The 18,455-nt window shown below is 63.2% G+C and carries 12 protein-coding genes; 11 read left to right on the forward strand and 1 reads right to left on the reverse strand.

Annotated elements, in window-relative coordinates; translation table 11 throughout:
• Positions 1–6 precede the first annotated feature (6 nt).
• Positions 7–1,368: a type VI secretion system-associated FHA domain protein TagH gene (tagH, locus tag JV241A_RS23965; RefSeq protein ID WP_134064807.1), complete on the reverse strand. Its 1,362-nt coding sequence runs from the start codon at positions 1,366–1,368 to the stop codon at positions 7–9.
• Between the two features lie 391 nt (positions 1,369–1,759).
• Here tagH and tssA point away from each other — a divergent pair, with 391 nt between their 5' ends.
• From tssA to JV241A_RS24020, 11 genes are all read left to right on the forward strand, one after another.
• Positions 1,760–2,800 carry a type VI secretion system protein TssA gene (gene tssA / locus JV241A_RS23970; protein ID WP_134064809.1) on the forward strand — a complete coding sequence of 347 codons (1,041 nt, stop codon included), beginning with the start codon at positions 1,760–1,762 and terminating at the stop codon, positions 2,798–2,800.
• Positions 2,801–2,895: 95 nt separating this feature from the next.
• Entirely contained in the window at positions 2,896–3,411 is a 516-nt protein-coding gene (gene tssB / locus JV241A_RS23975) for a type VI secretion system contractile sheath small subunit (RefSeq protein WP_115084881.1), read from the forward strand.
• A gap of 15 nt (positions 3,412–3,426) precedes the next feature.
• Positions 3,427–4,920 (forward strand): type VI secretion system contractile sheath large subunit, encoded by a 1,494-nt coding sequence (gene tssC / locus JV241A_RS23980; RefSeq protein WP_115084880.1) that lies wholly within the window; start codon positions 3,427–3,429, stop codon positions 4,918–4,920.
• An 81-nt stretch (positions 4,921–5,001) separates the two neighbouring features.
• A complete protein-coding gene (locus JV241A_RS23985) occupies positions 5,002–5,490 on the forward strand; it encodes a type VI secretion system tube protein Hcp (protein ID WP_115084879.1) in 489 nt (162 codons plus the stop codon).
• Between the two features lie 106 nt (positions 5,491–5,596).
• A complete protein-coding gene (tssE, locus tag JV241A_RS23990; RefSeq protein WP_115084878.1) occupies positions 5,597–6,112 on the forward strand; it encodes a type VI secretion system baseplate subunit TssE in 516 nt (171 codons plus the stop codon).
• Entirely contained in the window at positions 6,109–7,968 is a 1,860-nt protein-coding gene (tssF, locus tag JV241A_RS23995) for a type VI secretion system baseplate subunit TssF (protein ID WP_134064811.1), read from the forward strand. The genes tssE and tssF overlap by 4 nt, the downstream gene beginning before the upstream one ends.
• Positions 7,932–8,984, forward strand: a complete 1,053-nt coding sequence (tssG, locus tag JV241A_RS24000; protein WP_134064813.1) for a type VI secretion system baseplate subunit TssG — start codon at positions 7,932–7,934, stop codon at positions 8,982–8,984. Before tssF ends, tssG begins: the two co-directional genes overlap by 37 nt.
• On the forward strand, positions 8,977–11,655 hold the full coding sequence (gene tssH, locus JV241A_RS24005; protein WP_134064815.1) for a type VI secretion system ATPase TssH: 2,679 nt from the start codon (positions 8,977–8,979) through the stop codon (positions 11,653–11,655). Before tssG ends, tssH begins: the two co-directional genes overlap by 8 nt.
• Before the next feature lie 23 nt (positions 11,656–11,678).
• Entirely contained in the window at positions 11,679–13,622 is a 1,944-nt protein-coding gene (locus tag JV241A_RS24010) for a type VI secretion system tip protein VgrG (RefSeq protein WP_115084874.1), read from the forward strand.
• Between the two features lie 15 nt (positions 13,623–13,637).
• Positions 13,638–14,072 (forward strand): DcrB-related protein, encoded by a 435-nt coding sequence (locus tag JV241A_RS24015; RefSeq protein WP_115084873.1) that lies wholly within the window; start codon positions 13,638–13,640, stop codon positions 14,070–14,072.
• 12 nt (positions 14,073–14,084) lie between these two features.
• Complete coding sequence (locus JV241A_RS24020) at positions 14,085–18,455, forward strand: RHS repeat-associated core domain-containing protein (RefSeq protein ID WP_240047903.1); 4,371 nt, start codon at positions 14,085–14,087, stop codon at positions 18,453–18,455.

An 18,455-nucleotide genomic window follows, 5' to 3' on the forward strand; every position in this document is an offset into this window, starting at 1 on the left:
TTTGTTTCAGGAGCGTTGCAGACGCGCGCTGTGCTCCTCATAGGCGCGGCTGAACTCGCGCCCGAACAGGTCCTGGAAGTCGTCTTCGGCTTCCCCGGAGATCTTGCTGTACAGCTCGGTGAACTGCTGCCAGTACTGCGCCTGGCGCGAGCTGCCGAACAGTTTCGACAGGCCGGCCGGCTCGCCTAACCGCGACTCCAGCTGTGCCGGCTCGAAGCGTGCGAGCAGGTGCTTGATGGCCGCTTCAACACCCGCCATCACAGCCAACTGATGCGCGCGCAGGTCGTCGAAGCTGTCGCGTACTGCCTGATCCGGCGCCATGAACGCGTGATTGCCGTGCCGCAGCAGCAACAGCAGCGCTTCATCGGCATTCGGAGCGAACTTGAGCGGGTTGTTTTCCGCCGGGCGGATCATGGTCTGCTGCATGCGGAACTCACCCTTGAGGCTGCTGCGCGCACGCAGTACATCGATCAGACCCTCGACCATCAGCCGGTAGCTACGGCCGAGGGCTTCCATCTGCGCCTCTACCTGGGCGCTGTCGATTCGCAACTGCTCAAGACCTGCACCGCGCAGGAATGCCTGGACCAACGCACTTGAGTCGGCAGGCTGCGCAAGGGCTTCGACAACGGGCGCCGGGGCGGGCTGCGCAACGGCTTCGGCAACGGGCCCCGGAGCGGGCATTGCGGTCGCGGCCGGCGCGGCTACAGGAGCGGGCGTGGGAGCTGAAGGTTCGGCGAACGGGTCCCAGTCTTCGGGGATGACCCCGGGGCTCGCCGGCGCTGGCACAACAGGCGGCACTGGCGTTGGTGGGCGAAAGTCATGCTGTTGGGCAGGCACATGATCGGGCTGGGTCACCGGTGCAATGCTTGCCGGTGCAAGAAAATCGAACAGGTCAGGAAGGGTATCGTTGCTCGAGGCCCCCTGGATGAACTTAGGCGCGGCGGGGACTGAAGGAGTAGGGGTGGCGCCAGCCTGATTGGCCATCAGCGCCTCGAAGCTGTTGGAGGCATCGCGACTTAACGGATTGCCATCTTCCATTTTGAAGCTTGAATCGATGCGCGCCTGAATCTCGTACTCGCCAATGCGGATCACTTCGCCATCCATCAGCGGCTCACTGTTACCGCGACGCAAACGAATACCGGCGTGAATTAATTCGACACCATTCGTACTGTTATCAGTGAGGTAGTAGCGACCGTCTTTATATTGAATGACACAATGTTGCGAAGAGACCAGACGTTCCGGATCGGGCAATACCCAATCATTACCGGGGCCACGTCCAATGCTGATGGCACCTGATTCGATGAACTTTTCAGGACATTGGCCAGGGGTAATCTTGTGATAACTGGTAATAGTCAGACTCAGCGACATCACGCCTCCTTAGCAACATCCTGAATCGCCTGCGGACCCGCTTCAGGCCTTGCGCAGATAACGCGATTCGCTTCCAATCCCTGAAAAATCAACTGAATGTCCGATGTTCGGTAACTTTAGCCGAACTCTGTCAGTTTCAAACGACATCCACCGTCACCCTGACCAATAGGTCAGAAAACCTGTTTGGCCCAAAACTCAGGTTACGGTGGGCCGATAGCTTACCTTGACAGCCAATTGGAAATAAACCAAAAATGCGCGACTTGCTGAACAAGCGTGATATCACTTTGATATCAACTAAGGACAACTCAGCAAAATATGTGCGCTACGTCACAAATCCAATTAGCGCACATTAGCTACCCCCACCACGGGACGATACGGAGATCGATATCTGGTGAACTCAGCGCATTTGCTCGCTGCCGTTTCGGAGAACTTTCCTTGCGGCGACGACCTTGAATACGACCCGGACTTCCTGCAATTGGAGCGTGATGCCCAAGGCAAGCCCGAACGTGTCATGGGCGATGCCATCCAGCCTGCCGAACCGCCCCAATGGCGGCAGATCGAACAGTCCTGCACCGCCCTGCTGCAACGCAGCAAAGACCTTCGCGTCACTCATTTCCTGTTGCAAAGTGCCCTGGCCTTGCATGGCATTGCCGGTCTTGCCAGCACCCTGCAACTGATCAACGACCTGTTGCGCCAGTATTGGCCGCACGTGCACCCGCAACTCGACGCCGATGACGACAATGACCCGACGGTGCGCATCAACGCCCTCGCCGGTCTGGTCTGCGAGACCAACATCGCCCTGCTGCGCGAAAGCCTTCTGACCCGCTCCCGTGCTTTCGGCCCGGTCAGCCTGCGCGCGGCCCTGCACGCCAGCGGCCTGCAGCACTTTGCCAGCGAGACACTCAATGCCGACGAGCTCGGCGGTGCCCTGCGCGACAGTGATGCCGAGCAACTGCAGGCCACCCGCGAGGCGTTGCAGCAGGCCCGCGAAGCCACCGAGGCAATCGAGCAGTACGTCAACGAGCAGGTCGGGTCGGCCAGCGGGGTTGATCTCAGCGCCCTGAAACAGCCGCTGCGCCAGGCCGCGCAAATCCTCGCCGAACATGCGCCAGCAAGCGAGCAAGCCGCCAACGACACCAGCGAAGTCAGCGAAGTCAGCACCGCAGCCGACAGCCCGGCGTCTCTTGCCAGCGCGGCTCCTGCAGCCCCCGTTGCCCGTGCCTCGGCCGATATCGCCAGCCGCGACGAGGTGCTGCGCAGCCTCGACCGAATTCTAAAGTACTACGCCCGCCACGAGCCCTCGAGCCCGCTGCCGGTGCTGTTGAACCGCGCGAAAAATCTGGTGAATGCCGATTTTGCCGCGATCGTCCGCGACCTGATCCCCGATGGGCTGTCGCAATTCGAAACCCTGCGCGGGCCTGAGACCGACTGAGGCCTGCGGGCCAGACCCTACGCACATATGCAACACCGTTACCGGCAACGATCGATGACGCCAATACCGTCGCACCTGCGACCAGGAGGAACAACGTGGCGAACCCCAGTTCTCAGAAATTCATTGCGCGCAATCGCGCGCCGCGGGTGCAGATCGAGTATGACGTCGAGCTCTACGGCGCCGAAAAGAAGGTCCAGTTGCCTTTCGTCATGGGCGTCATGGCCGACCTCGCGGGCAAGCCTGCCGAGCCGCTGGCGCCGGTGGCCGAACGCAAGTTCCTGGAAGTCGACGTCGACAACTTCGACTCGCGCCTCAAGGCCATGCAACCACGGGTAGCCTTCCATGTACCCAACGAACTGACCGGCGAAGGCAACCTGAGCCTGGATATCACCTTCGAAAGCATGGACGACTTCAGCCCTGCCGCCGTGGCGCGCAAGGTCGATTCGCTGAACCAGCTGCTCGAAGCGCGGACCCAGCTGGCCAACCTGCTGACCTACATGGACGGCAAGACCGGCGCCGAAGAAATCATCATGAAAGCCATCAAGGATCCGGCCCTGCTCCAGGCCTTGGCCAGTGCGCCAAAGCCCCAGGACCCCGAGCCGAACGCTTAATCAGGACATAGCCTCATGACCGATCCGATGCGTGATACCCAGGCCCAGCCAGCGGCCACCGAGCAAGCCAGCGAGTTCGCCTCGCTGTTGCTGCAAGAATTCAAACCCAAGACCGAGCGCGCTCGCGAAGCCGTCGAAACTGCGGTACGCACCCTGGCCGAACAGGCCCTGGCGCAAACCGACCTGGTGTCCAATGACGCGATCAAGTCGATCGAATCGATCATTGCCGCCATCGACGCCAAGCTCACTGCCCAGGTCAACCAGGTCATCCACCACCCCGAGTTCCAGAAGCTGGAAAGCGCCTGGCGTGGCTTGCACTACCTGGTCAACAACACCGAGAGCGACGAGCAGCTGAAAATCCGCGTGCTCAACATCTCCAAGCCCGACCTGCACAAGACCCTGAAGAAATTCAAGGGCACGGCCTGGGACCAGAGCCCGCTGTTCAAGAAGATGTACGAAGAGGAATACGGCCAGTTCGGCGGCGAGCCGTATGGCTGCCTGGTCGGCGATTACTACTTCGACCAGTCGCCACCGGACGTCGAGCTGCTCGGCGAGCTGTCCAAGGTTTGTGCCGCCATGCACTCGCCGTTCATTGCTGCGGCCTCGCCGACCGTGATGGGCATGGGCTCGTGGCAGGAACTGTCGAACCCGCGCGACCTGACCAAGATCTTCACCACCCCGGAGTACGCCGGCTGGCGTTCGCTGCGTGAATCGGAAGACTCGCGCTACATCGGCCTGACCATGCCGCGTTTCCTCGCGCGCCTGCCGTATGGCGCCAAGACCGACCCGGTGGAAGCCTTCGCCTTCGAAGAAGACACCGACGGTGCCGACAGCACCAAGTACACCTGGGCCAACGCCGCCTACGCCATGGCGGTGAACATCAACCGCTCGTTCAAGTACTACGGCTGGTGCTCGCGGATTCGCGGTGTCGAGTCCGGCGGTGAAGTGCAGAACCTGCCCGCGCACACCTTCCCCACCGATGACGGTGGCGTGGACATGAAGTGCCCGACCGAGATCGCCATCTCCGATCGCCGTGAAGCGGAACTGGCGAAGAACGGTTTCATGCCGCTGCTGCACAAGAAGAACACCGACTTCGCTGCTTTCATCGGCGCCCAGTCGCTGCAAAAGCCTGCCGAGTATGACGACCCGGACGCTACCGCCAACGCCAACCTGGCTGCGCGCCTGCCGTACCTGTTCGCCACCTGTCGCTTCGCCCATTACCTGAAGTGCATCGTGCGCGACAAGATCGGCTCGTTCAAAGAGAAGGACGAGATGCAGCGCTGGCTGCAGGACTGGATTCTCAACTACGTCGATGGCGACCCGGCCCACTCCACCGAAACCACCAAGGCCCAACATCCACTGGCGGCGGCCGAAGTGGTGGTCGAAGAAGTCGAAGGCAACCCGGGTTACTACAACTCGCGTTTCTACCTGCGCCCGCACTACCAGCTCGAAGGGCTGACCGTGTCGCTACGTCTGGTATCGAAGTTGCCATCGGCCAAGGGCGCCTGAGCCCTGGCTCGCTGAAGCGCCCCGCAAATGCGGGGCGTGCACTGAAAAACAATGTGGTAGAAGCCACACTCTGGAGACAACATGGCAGTTGATATTTTCATCAAGATCGGCGACATCAAGGGCGAGTCCATGGACAAGGCCCACAAGGACGAGATCGATGTGCTGAACTGGAGCTGGGGCATGGCCCAGTCCGGCAACATGCACATGGGCGGTGGCGGTGGCGCCGGCAAGGTCAACATCCAGGACCTGTCGCTGACCAAGTACGTCGACAAGTCCAGCCCTAACCTGATGATGCATTGCTCCAGCGGCAAGCACATCGACAAGGTCAAGCTGACCGTGCGCAAGGCCGGTGGCGAAAGCCAGGTTGAATACCTGGTCATCAACCTCGAAGAAGTGCTGATCAGCTCGCTGAGCACCGGCGGCTCGGGCGGCGATGACCGCCTGACCGAAAACGTCACCCTGAACTTCGGCAAGGTCACGGTCGATTACCAGCCGCAGAAAGCTGACGGCACCAAAGACGGCGGCCCGGTCAAGTACGGCTGGAACGTGCGCCAGAACGTCAAGATCTGATGCGTTTCGCCCTCTTCGCGGGGCAAGCCCGCTCCCACCTGGTAGGAGCGGGCTTGCCCCGCGATAAGGCCAACGCAATCTTGAATCCCACCACCGGAGCCGCCCCTTGGTAGCCGAAATCGCTGCACGTGACCGCCTGCAGCCTTCGCTGCTCGATCGTCTGACCGACGACGAGCCCGGCAACCTGCAAGAAGCCAACGACAAACGCGTGCTGTCGCTGAACCAGCTCAAGGCGTCAGTACTGCGCGATCTCACCTGGCTACTCAATACCACCTCACTGCTTGATGCTGGCGCCACGCTCAACACTGCGGCCGGCACCTCGGTGGTCAACTACGGCCTGCCGGCACTGGCCGGTAACAGCGCCTCGAACATTGATATCAGCGCTCTGGAGAGCATCATTTACCAGGCCATCGCCACCTTCGAACCGCGCATCCTGCGCAGCAGCCTGCGGGTTCGCGCCCAGGTCGCACCGGGGGAAATGAACAACAACGCCCTGAGTTTCGAGATCGAAGGCGACCTGTGGGCCCAGCCCGCGGCACTGCCGTTGCTGCTGCGCACAGACCTTGACCTGGAATCCGGGCATGTCCGGGTTGCCCCCGCCGAGCGCCGGAGACGTCCATGAACCCGCGCCTGCTCGAGCTGTACAACCAGGAACTGCAACACATCCGTGAAAGCGCGGCAGAATTCGCCAGGGAATACCCGAAGATCGCCGGGCGTCTGACCCTGTCCGGCATTGACTGCGCCGACCCCTATGTCGAGCGTCTGCTCGAAGGTTTTGCCTACCTGACCGCACGGGTACAACTCAAGCTCGATGCCGAGTACCCGACCTTCACCCACAACCTGCTGGAGATCGCCTACCCGCACTACCTGGCACCGACGCCGTCGATGGCCGTGGTGCAGATGCAGGCCGATCCTGACGAAGGTTCGCTCAGTGCTGGTTTCACCCTGCCCCGTGGCAGCGTGTTGCGCGCCACCCTTGGCCGCAATTCGCAGACGCCCTGTGAATTTCGCAGTGCCCACCCGGTCACGCTGTGGCCGCTGCAGGTGGCCCAGGCCGAATACTTCGGCAATCCCGCAGCCAACCTCGGGCGCCTTGCCGCCAGTGAGCCGAAAGCCCGCGCCGGGTTGCGCATTACCTTGCGTACCGGCGCCGAGCTGCCGTTCAACGCGCTCGACCTCAGCAGCCTGCCGCTGTACCTCAACGGCGCCGATGAACTGCCGTTTCGCCTTTATGAGCAGTTGCTGGGCAACGCCTGTGCGGTGTTCGCGCGCCAGCCCGGCAGCGACTGGGTCGAGCGCATTCCTGCCTCGGCCCTGCGCCCGTGCGGCTTCGATGACCGCGAGGCAGCCTTGCCGGTGGTCCCGCAGGCGTTCCAGGGTTACCGCCTGCTGCAGGAATACTTCGCTTTGCCGCAGCGTTTCCTGTTCGTCGAGTTCGCCGAGCTGAGTCGCGCGGTAAAACGTTGCGACGGGCAGGAGCTGGAGCTGATCGTGCTGTTCGAGCGCTACGACCAGACGCTGGAAGGCAGCGTCGGCGTCGAGCAGTTCGTGCCCTTCTGTACTCCGGCGATCAATCTGTTCCCGCGCCGTGTCGACCGGATCCACCTGAGCGACCGGGTCAACGAGCACCACGTGATCGCTGACCGCACCCGGCCGACAGATTTCGAGATCCACTCGCTGAGCAGTGTGACCGGTCACGGCACCGGCCCCGACCAGAGTTTCCTGCCGTTCTATGCCGTGCGCGATCCAGCGCGCTATGGCCGTGACCAGGCGTACTACATCGTGCGCCGCGAGCCACGCATGCTTTCCAGCGAACAGCGGCGCAACGGCACCCGCTCGACCTACATGGGCAGCGAGACCTTCATCAGCCTGGTCGATGGTCAGCAAGCGCCCTACCGCCATGACCTGCGCCAACTGGGCGTTAGCGCCCTGTGTACCAACCGCGATCTGCCGCTGTTCATGAACGTTGGCGATGGCCGCAGCGATTTCACTCTGGCCGACAGCGCGCCAGTGGCCGCCATTCGCTGCCTGGCCGGGCCAAGCCGGCCGCGTGCCAGCCACGCCCATGACAACAAGGCCTGGCGCCTGATCAGCCAGCTGTCGCTGAACTACCTGTCGCTGACCGAACAGGGCCAGGGCGCCGCCGCTCTGCGCGAGCTGCTGCGCCTGTACGGCGACAGCCATGACGCCGCCCTGCAACTGCAGATCGACGGCCTGCGTGAGGTCAGCAGCAAGGCTTGCACGCGACGGCTGCCAATGCCCGGGCCGATCGTTTTTGGCCGTGGCCTGGAGATCACCCTGGAGTTCGATGAGAACGCCTTCCGCGGCACCGGGGTGTTCCTCCTCGGTGCAGTGTTCGAGCGTTTCCTGGCACGTTACGTGTCGATCAACAGCTTTACCGAGACGGTGCTCCGTACCACCGAACGCGGCGAGATCATGCGATGGAAAGCCAAGCCCGGACGCCGTCCGACCCTGTGAACATCCTCAGCGAGATGCAGGCCGAACCCTGGAACTACGATTTCTTCCAGGCCCTGCGCCGGCTTGAGTGCGAGTCGCCGCAGTTGCCACGCTTCGGCCATTCCCTGCGCCTGGCCGATGAGCCGGTTCGCCTTGGCCAGCAGCTCGATTGCGCTTTTGCGCCGGCAACCCTGGCATCGCTGACGCCTGCCACAGAGCAGGGCCCGGCGCGCCTGGAGCAGTTCTTCTTTGGCCTCGGCGGCCCCAACGGCCCCCTGCCCCTGCACCTGACCGAGTACATGCGCGAGCGCCAGCGCAATAACGCCGACAGCACCAGCAAGCGCTTTCTCGATGTGTTTCATCACCGCCTGCTGAGCCTGTTCTACCGGGCCTGGGCCGAGGCACGGCCGACGGTCAGCCATGACCGCCCCGATGACGACTACTGGGCCGCGCGCCTGGCCGCCCTGAGCGGCCGCGGCACACCGGCGCTGCGCGACCAGGGCCCGTTGCCGGACACCGCCAAGCTGCACTACAGCGGCCATCTCGCCGCCCAGACCCGCTACCCGGATGGCCTGCGTGGCATTCTCGGGGCGTACTTCGGCGTGCCGGTGAGCATCGAGGAATATGTCGGTCAGTGGCTACAACTGCCGGAGCGCAGCCGCCTGGGTGCGAGCGCCAACCAGTTGGGCATGGATGTGTGCCTGGGCAGCCACGTCTGGGACCGCCAGCACAAGTTTCGCATCTGCCTGGGGCCGCTGAGCCTGGACCAGTACCTGTCACTGTTGCCCGATGGCAGTGCCTTTGGCGAGCTGGTGGCCTGGGTCGCCGAGCATCAGGGGCACGAGCTGGACTGGGACCTGAACCTGATCCTGCAGCAGGAGCAGATACCCGCCCTGCAACTCAACACCGGTCGACGCCTGGGTTTCGATACCTGGCTGGGCCGCCCGCAACACGATGCCAGGGATCTGACACTGGCTCGGTACTACGCCGAGCAGGCGACCGCATCGCAATCCACAAGGAGTCCGGAACATGGGTGAAATCAGCCGCGCCGCGCTGTTCGGCAAACTCAACAGCGTCGCTTACAAGGCCATCGAGGCCGCCACGGTGTTCTGCAAATTGCGGGGCAACCCTTATGTGGAACTGGCCCACTGGTTTCATCAACTGCTGCAACTGCAGGACTCGGACCTGCACCGCATCATCCGCCAGTTCAACCTTGAGCCCGCGCGCCTGGCCCGTGAGCTGACCGATGCCCTGGACCGCTTGCCCCGCGGCTCGACCTCGATCACCGATCTGTCTTCCCACGTCGAAGAAGCCGTCGAGCGTGGCTGGGTGTATGGCAGCCTGATGTTCGGCGAAAGCCAGGTGCGCACCGGCTACCTGGTGCTCGGTATCCTCAAGACCCCGAGCCTGCGCAATGCCTTGCTCGGCCTGTCGTCGGAGTTTGCCAAGATCAAGGTCGAAGCCCTCAGCGAACGTTTTGACGAGTATGTCGGTGATTCGCCGGAAAACGCCCTGAGCGCCAGCGACGGTTTCAATGCCGGCGCCGTGCCGGGCGAAGCCAGCGGTGCCATGGCCCCCAGCGCCCTGGGCAAACAGGAAGCGCTCAAGCGCTTTACCGTTGACCTCACCGAGCAGGCGCGCAGCGGCAAGCTCGACCCGATCGTCGGCCGTGATGAAGAGATCCGCCAACTGGTGGATATCCTCATGCGTCGCCGGCAGAACAACCCGATCCTCACCGGTGAAGCCGGTGTGGGCAAGACCGCAGTGGTCGAAGGCTTTGCCCTGCGTATCGTCGCCGGCGATGTCCCGCCTTCGCTCAAGGACGTCGAACTGCGCAGCCTGGATGTCGGCCTGCTGCAGGCCGGGGCAAGCATGAAGGGCGAGTTCGAACAGCGCCTGCGCCAGGTCATCGAGGATGTTCAGGCCTCGCCGAAACCGATCATTCTGTTCATCGACGAAGCCCACACCCTGGTCGGTGCCGGTGGCGCGGCCGGTACCGGTGATGCCGCCAACCTGCTCAAGCCAGCCCTGGCCCGCGGCAGCCTGCGCACCGTGGCCGCCACCACCTGGGCCGAGTACAAGAAGCACATCGAGAAAGACCCGGCCCTGACCCGCCGCTTCCAGGTGGTGCAGGTCGCCGAGCCGAGCGAAGACAAGGCGCTGCTGATGATGCGCGGCGTGGCCTCGACCATGGAGCAGCACCACCAGGTGCAGATCCTCGATGAAGCCCTCGAAGCTTCGGTCAAGCTCTCCCACCGCTACATCCCGGCGCGCCAGTTGCCAGACAAGTCCGTCAGCCTGCTCGACACCGCCTGCGCCCGCGTCGCCATCAGCCTGCACGCGGTGCCGGCTGAAGTGGATGACAGCCGCCGGCGCATCGAGGCACTGGAAACCGAGCTGCAGATCATCGCCCGCGAACAGGCGATCGGTATCGCCATCGGCAACCGCCAGCAACAGTCTGAAACCTTGCTGGCTGCTGAGCGCGAGCGCCTGGCCGAACTGGAAAGCCGCTGGGCCGAAGAGAAAACCCTGGTCGACGAACTGCTGGCCACCCGTGCGCAACTGCGCGAAAACGTCGGCGTGGTCGACCGCGACACGGGCAGCGAACAGAGCCATGAGCTGCGCGAAAAACTCATCGACCTGCAACAACGCCTGAGCGACCTGCAAGGTGAAACCCCGCTGATTCTGCCGACCGTCGACTATCAGGCCGTGGCCTCGGTGGTTGCCGACTGGACCGGCATCCCGGTCGGGCGCATGGCCCGCAACGAGCTGGAAACCGTGCTCAAGCTCGATCAGCACCTGGCCAAGCGCATCATCGGCCAGGACCATGCCCTGCAGATGATCGCCAAGCGCATCCAGACTTCCCGCGCCGGCCTCGACAACCCCAACAAGCCGATTGGCGTGTTCATGCTCGCCGGTACCTCCGGGGTGGGCAAGACCGAAACCGCCCTGGCCCTCGCCGAAGCCATGTATGGCGGTGAGCAGAACGTCATCACCATCAACATGAGCGAGTTCCAGGAAGCCCATACCGTCTCGACCCTCAAGGGCGCCCCGCCCGGCTATGTCGGCTACGGCGAAGGTGGTGTGCTGACCGAGGCGGTGCGGCGCAAGCCCTACAGCGTGGTATTGCTGGATGAGGTGGAGAAGGCCCACCCGGACGTGCACGAGATCTTCTTCCAGGTGTTCGACAAAGGCGTGATGGAAGACGGCGAAGGCCGGGTGATCGACTTCAAGAACACCCTGATCCTGCTCACCACCAACGCCGGTACCGAGCTGATTTCCCAGGTGTGCAAGGACCCGCAGAACATCCCCGAACCGGAAGCGATCGCCACCGCACTGCGCCAACCGCTGCTGGAGATCTTCCCGCCAGCACTGCTCGGGCGTCTGGTGACCATCCCCTATTACCCGCTCAGCGACGAGATGCTCAAGGCCATCACCCGCCTGCAGCTCGAACGCATCCGCAAGCGCGTACAAGGCACCCACAAGGTCGCCTTCGACTACGACGACGAGGTGGTCGACCTGATCGTCTCGCGCTGCAGCGAGACTGAAAGCGGCGGACGGATGATCGACGCGATCCTGACCAACAGCCTGTTGCCGGACATGAGCCGCGAGTTCCTGACGCGCATGCTCGAAGGCAAGGCCCTGGCCGGGGTGCGCATCAGCTGCCACGCCAACGAGCTGCACTACCACTTCAGCGACGCGCCGTGATGGCGCGTTTGACGAGATAAACGATGCTATTCAAGCAATTCACCCGACTGGCGCAGATCAACAGCCCGCTGGGCCCGGATGCCCTGATCCTGGCGGAAATGGGTGGCGGCGAAGAGCTGGGGCGGCTGTTCGACTACGAGTTGCAGCTGACCTCGGACAACTCGTCCATCGACCTCAACCAGTTGCTGGGCAAGCCCATGAGCTTGAGCCTGCAACTGGACCTGGGCCGCTCGCGGTATTTTCACGGCATCGTGTCGCGCTGCAGCCAGAGCATCGACCGCGGCCAGTTCGCCAGTTACCGGGTGACCCTGCGGCCGTGGCTGTGGCTGCTGAGCAAGACCTCCGATTGCCGCATCTTCCAGAACCAGACCATCCCGCAGATCATCAAGCAGGTGTTTCGCGACCTGGGTTTTTCCGACTTCGAAGACAGTCTCAGCCGCCCCTACCGTGAGTGGGAATACTGCGTGCAGTACCGTGAGACCAGCTTCGACTTTGTCAGCCGGTTGATGGAACAGGAAGGTATCTACTACTACTTCCGCCACGAAAAGGACCGTCACGTGCTGGTGCTGGCCGATGCCTATGGCGCCCATCAGGTAGTGCCGGGCTACGAATCGGTGCCGTACTTTCCACCTGATGGCCAGCATCGCGAGCGCGACCACCTCAACGACTGGCATCTGGCCCAGGAGGTGCAATCCGGCTCGCTGGAGCTCAACGACTATGACTTCCAGCGCCCCAGCGCACGCATCGACGTGCGCTCGGAAATGCCGCGTCCGCACACCGCTGGCGATTACCCGCTATACGACTACCCCGGCACCTACGTGCAGAGCGAGGACGGCGAGCATTACGCCCGTACCCGCATCGAGGCCTTGCAAAGCCTGCACGAGCGCATCGAGCTGCGCGGCAACGCCCGGGGCCTGGCAGCGGGCAACCTGTTCAGCATGAGCGGGTTCAGCCGCCAGGACCAGAACCGCGAGTACCTGATCGTCGGCGCCCGCTACTACGTCGTCCAGGAGCGTCTGGAAACCGGTGCCGGTGGCGGCAACGCGCAGTTCGAAAGCAACCTCAGCTGCATCGATGCGCAGCAGAGCTTCCGCCCCCTGGCCAGCACCCTGCGCCCGCAGGTCAAGGGACCGCAGACCGCCATCGTGGTCGGTCCGGCCGGTGAAGAGATCTGGACCGACCAGTATGGCCGGGTCAAGGTGCACTTCTACTGGGACCGCCATGACCAGTCCAACGAGAACAGCTCGTGCTGGATCCGCGTGTCCCAGGCCTGGGCCGGCAAGAACTGGGGCTCGATGCAGATCCCGCGGATCGGCCAGGAAGTGATCGTCAGCTTTCTTGAAGGTGATCCGGACCGGCCGATCATCACTGGCCGGGTGTACAACGCCGAGCAGACCGTGCCCTACGACCTGCCGGCCAATGCCACTCAGAGCGGGATGAAAAGCCGTTCGAGCAAAGGTGGCACGCCAGCGAACTTCAACGAAATCCGCATGGAGGACAAGAAGGGCGCCGAGCAGCTGTACATCCATGCCGAGCGCAACCAGGACATCGAGGTCGAGAACGACGAGAGCCACTGGGTGGGCCACAACCGCAACAAGGTGGTGGACTTCAGCGAAGTGGCGACCATCGGCGAAGACCGTATTCGCGCGGTCAAGCGCGACGACATCCTGCTGGTGGGCTCGACCAAGACCGACAGCATCAGCCGCAGCTACCTGATCGAGGTCGGCGAGAACCTGCGCCTGGTGTGTGGCAAGAGTGTGCTCGAGCTCAACGCCAGCGGCCAGATCAACCTCACCGGCGTGCAGTTCAACCTCAACGCCGAAGGCAATGCCCAGTTCAACACCGGCGGCACCCTGGACCTGAACATCGGCGGCGCCCCCGGCGCCACTCCGGACGGGCAAGGCGTCAAAGGCACCATCGATGGCGCCGTGGAAGCGATCTTCCCCAAGCCCAAAGCCAGCCAATAAAGAGATTCCTGCGTCATGACTTATCGTCTCAACGAATTCCAGTTTGCCCTGCCCGATGTCGAGGTGCAGGACACCACCATCAATATCCTGCGCTTTGCCAAGCTCGGCACATCTTTGATCGTCAGCCGCAGCCTGCTGGCCGACGGCGAAACCCTGCAAAGCAACTTCGACGGTCAGCTTGAACGTCTGCAACAACAGGTCAAGGACCTGCGTTTTCAACCTGGCCAGGCCGTGCGCCTGGGCGCCGAGCAGTCGGTGGACGGCATCGAGCTGCGCAGCCAGTTCAGCAAGGGCAACGAAAAGGTCTATCAGTACCAGCTCGCCCTGGTGCTACCGGGCACTCGCAAGATGTTCGCCCTGAGCTACGTCAAGGCCCAACCGCTGGGCGATGCCGAGGCGGCGCACTGGGCGGCGATCAAGCAATCATTGAACTTCGACGCCCTGACCTGATGAGCACCCTGCATGTCTGACGCTCTTTGGGCCGCTCGTCAGGGCGACGCGCTGATGCACACCTCGATGATGGCCGACATCGTCAGCGGCGTGCTGGAAGTCGCCGCCAACGTCGCCATCGGCATGCTGGCCACCGCGGCGGTGACCGCGGCGCTGGGCCTTACCGTGGCTACCGGCGGCCTGGGCTGCTTCGTGCTGGGTGCAGTGGTGGGCATTGTGGTCGGCGTGGCCATGAGCAAGACCGGGGCCGACAAGGGCTTAAGCAGTTTATGCGAGGGCATCGGCAACTTCCTGTTCCCGCCCTCGGTGCAGGCCAACATCCTCACCGGCTCGAAGAATACCCACACCAATGGCAAACCGGCCGCACGCGCTGCAGGCGTCATCGTTGCCGCCGCGGCGCTCGCCGGCAGCGACGCGGCTCAGCCGCCGGCCGAGGAGGAGGAAGAAAGCTTCCTCGACATGGCCAAGGGCTTTTTTTCGCAGATGTGGCGGCCTACGGTCGCCAGCCCGGCGCCGAACACCGAGCCTGCCGACGACGACAAGATCCTCTGCAGCAAGCACCCGCCGATGCCGCCGCAGTACCTGGCCGAAGGCTCGAGCAAGGTCACCATCAACGGCCACCCGGCCTGTCGCAGCGGCGATCGCAGCACCTGCGAGGCGGTGATCGTCGACGCCGGGCTGGTCTCCGATAACGTGCGCATCGGCGGCGGCTCGATCGTGGTCCGCGAGATTCGCAGCGGCAAGACCCCGGGCATCGGCCTGGCGATTACCGCCTTGATGATGCTGCGCGGGCGCGGCGGCAAGTTCTACAGCAAGTTCGGCTGCATGGCGATTGGCGGCATCAGCAGCGCCGTCACCAGCCAGGTGACCGGCGCAATCACCAACGCCATCGCCGGCTCACCCAACCCGGTCCACAGCCCCACAGGCGCCAAGCTGTTGAGCGGCGAAGCCGAACTCGATTTCAGCCTGCCCGGACTGATCCCGCTGGACTGGCAGCGCTACTACAACAGCCGGGATGAACGCCGCGACGGCCTGTTTGGCGCTGGCTGGAGTGTCGACTACGAAGTCTTCGTCGCCATCGAAGCGCATCCTGAAGGCGGCGAGCGCCTGCTGTTCACCGACGAACAGGCACGGGTCGTCGACATGGGCCATATCCCTCGTGGTGATGCCGTGTTCAGCGCCGGCGAAGGCCTCAGCGTGCGTCGCGCGCACAATGGCGAGCTGCTGATCGAAAGCGTCGACGGTCTCTATCGCTTGTTCCAGCCGACCCCGAACAATCCGCAACGCCTGCGCCTGGCGCAACTGGGTGACCGCAACGACAACCGCATCTACCTGGACTACGACACCAGCGGACGATTACTACGCTTGCGTGACACTTTCGATGAGGTCCAGGTGCAGCTGGTTTACAGCGCCCAGTGGCCGGCACGGGTCAGCCATATCGAGCGCCTGTACCGCGACGAGTCGAGCGAACTGCTGGTCAGCTATGCCTACGACAGCAACGGCGACCTGGCCGAAGTCCGCGATGCCGCTGGCCAGCTGCAACGGCGCTTCGCCTACGACCAGGGCCGGCGCATGATCGAGCACCAGTTGCCCAGCGGCCTGCGCTGCTTCTACGAATGGACTCGTGCTGCAGACGACTGGCGCGTGGCCCGGCACTGGACCGACGACGGCGACGAATACCGCTTCGACTACGACCTCGAAGCCGGCATCACCCGGGTCACCGACGGCCTGCAGCGGGTCAGCAGCCGCCACTGGAACCCGCAGTACCAGATCACCCAGTACACCGACGCCCTCGGCCACACCTGGCATTTCGAGTGGAACGACGAACGCCAGCTGCTGGCCGCCACCGACCCGCAGGGCGGGCAATGGCAGTATCTGTACGATGAATCCGGCAACCTCTGCGAAAGCATCGACCCATTGGGCCGCAGCGAGTCAACCCTGTGGCTGGAACACTGGTCGCTGCCCCGGGTACAGACCGACAAGGCCGGCAAGCGCTGGAGCTACCGCTACGATCAACGCGGCAACTGCAGCAGCGAAACCGACCCGCTGGGCCACACCACCCGCTACCGCCATGACGAACGCGGCCAGGTGGTGGAGATCATCGATGCGGCGGGCAAGCACAAGCACCTGCGCTGGAACGAATTGGGCCTGCTGATTGAGCAGGTCGATTGCTCAGGGTATCCGACCCGCTTCAGCTATGACCGGCGCGGGCATCTGCAGGCTGTCACCGATGCCCTCGGCGAACGTACCGAGTACCAGTACGATGCCCAGGGCCGATTGCTCGGCTCGCAATTGCCCGATGGGCGCAGTGAGCACTATCAGCTTGATCGCAACGGCCAGCTCAACAGCTATACCGACCCCGCCGGGCACTCCACCCACTACCGCTACAACCGTCGCGGCCAGGTGCATCAGCGTATCGACCCGCATGGTCGACTGGTACAGTTCAGTTACGATGCCTATGGTCGCCTGCAAGCGCTGAGCAACGAAAATGGCGAGAGCTACAGGTTCAGCTGGGACCTGCTTGATCGCCTGACTGAACAGCAGGATCTGGACGGCAGCGCCAGCCGCTACCACTACGACCCGCTGGATAACCTCGGTTGCCTGGAGTACCTCCCCGCTCCCCATGGCGGCAGTGCACCGATCATCCATCAGTTACGCCGGGATGCCGTCGGACGCTTGATCAGCAAGCAGACCGACGACGGCGAAACCCTGTACAGCTACGATCCTCTCGATCAACTGACGGCAATCAGTTTTACCGACAAGGCAGGCAACAGCGAACAACTGGCCTTCGCTTACGACGCCCTTGGCCAACTGCTGGAGGAACACAGTGCCAGCGGAGTGCTGCAGCATCACTACGACGAACTCGGCAACCTGATCCAGACCCAGCTGCCCGATGGCCGCTGGCTCAACCGCCTGTACTACGGCAGCGGTCATCTGCACCAGCTCAACCTCGATGGCAAGGTGATCAGCGATTTCGAGCGCGACCGCCTGCACCGCGAAGTGCTGCGCACCCAGGGACGTATCAACACCCGCAGCGAGTACGACCGCAGCGGTCGTTTGCGTTCACGGCTGCGCCGCCCCAACCTCCAGCCGCCGCAACTGCCGGCCACCGTGCAGCAACGCTTCGACTTCGATCCGGCTGACAACCTAATCAGCCGTTTCAACCAGCAGCCCGGCAGCCAGCACCAGCAACTGCTGCATTACGATGCCAGCGGGCGGATCATGGCCAGCCAGGACGCCGGCCAGGGCCAGAGCGAAGCCTTCGCCTACGACGCCGCCGCCAACCTGCTCGACGGATCGCTGACGGGCATGGGCCTGGTGCGCCACAACCGCGTGCTCACCTACCAGGACAAACGCTACCACTACGACGGCTTCGGCCGCCTGATTGAAAAACGCAGCAGCCGGCGCGGCATCCAGCACTTCAGCTACGATGCCGAACACCGCCTGGTGCAAGTGCGCAGCCAGCACGGCGGTCGCGAGCGGGTACTGAACATGCGCTACGACCCGCTGGGGCGGCGTGTCGAGAAGAGCGAGTACGATGACCAGGGCAACCTGCTCGACCAGACCTGCTTCGCCTGGGACGGACTGCGCCTGCTACAGGAACACCGCCACAGCCAGACCAGCCTGTACCTGTATGTCGAGGACAGCTACGAAGCGCTGGCCCGGGTTGACGGCACTGGTGCGCAGCAGCAAGTTCGCTACTACCACAACGATCTCAACGGCATGCCTGGGCAACTGAGCGAAGACAGCGGCGAAACTGTCTGGCAGGCGCGTTATCAGGTCTGGGGCAATACCCTGCAGGAAGTGCGTGAGGCGCATTTCATCGAGGAGCAGAACCTCAGGTTCCAGGGCCAGTACCTGGACCGCGAAACCGGCCTGCATTACAACCTGTTCCGTTTCTATGACCCGGATATCGGCCGCTTCACCCAGCCGGACCCGATCGGTCTGGCCGGTGGAATCAACCTCTACCAGTACGCGCCAAACCCACTAGGCTGGATCGACCCGTGGGGCTTGCTCAAGGAGGGTGAAACCGCAGGCTACGGTGCCAAGGCACACCGCGGCGACAAGCTCGAAGCCCACGAACTGATGCGCAACAAGTTCCTCGAAGACAAGGGCATTGCCACCGGCAAACGGGTCAAAGGCAACCCTTCGATGGCGCTCTCGCCGAAGAACCACGACGCCGTTCACCTTGAAGAAAACCGCCTGCGGCGACAATTGGGGCTCAAGCCCAACCAGATGCTCAAAAGAGGCAAGCTGGAAATCCGCCTTATGTCCCAAGCCATTCACAACTCGTTGGTCAGCAAAGGCAAAATCACCCAGACTCAACTGCGCATCGCCCGGCGATATGCCGAATCCTTCGCCAAACGTAAGGGGTGTTACTAA

Source organism: Pseudomonas sp. JV241A (assembly GCF_900275665.1).
Classification (GTDB): domain Bacteria; phylum Pseudomonadota; class Gammaproteobacteria; order Pseudomonadales; family Pseudomonadaceae; genus Aquipseudomonas; species Aquipseudomonas wadenswilerensis.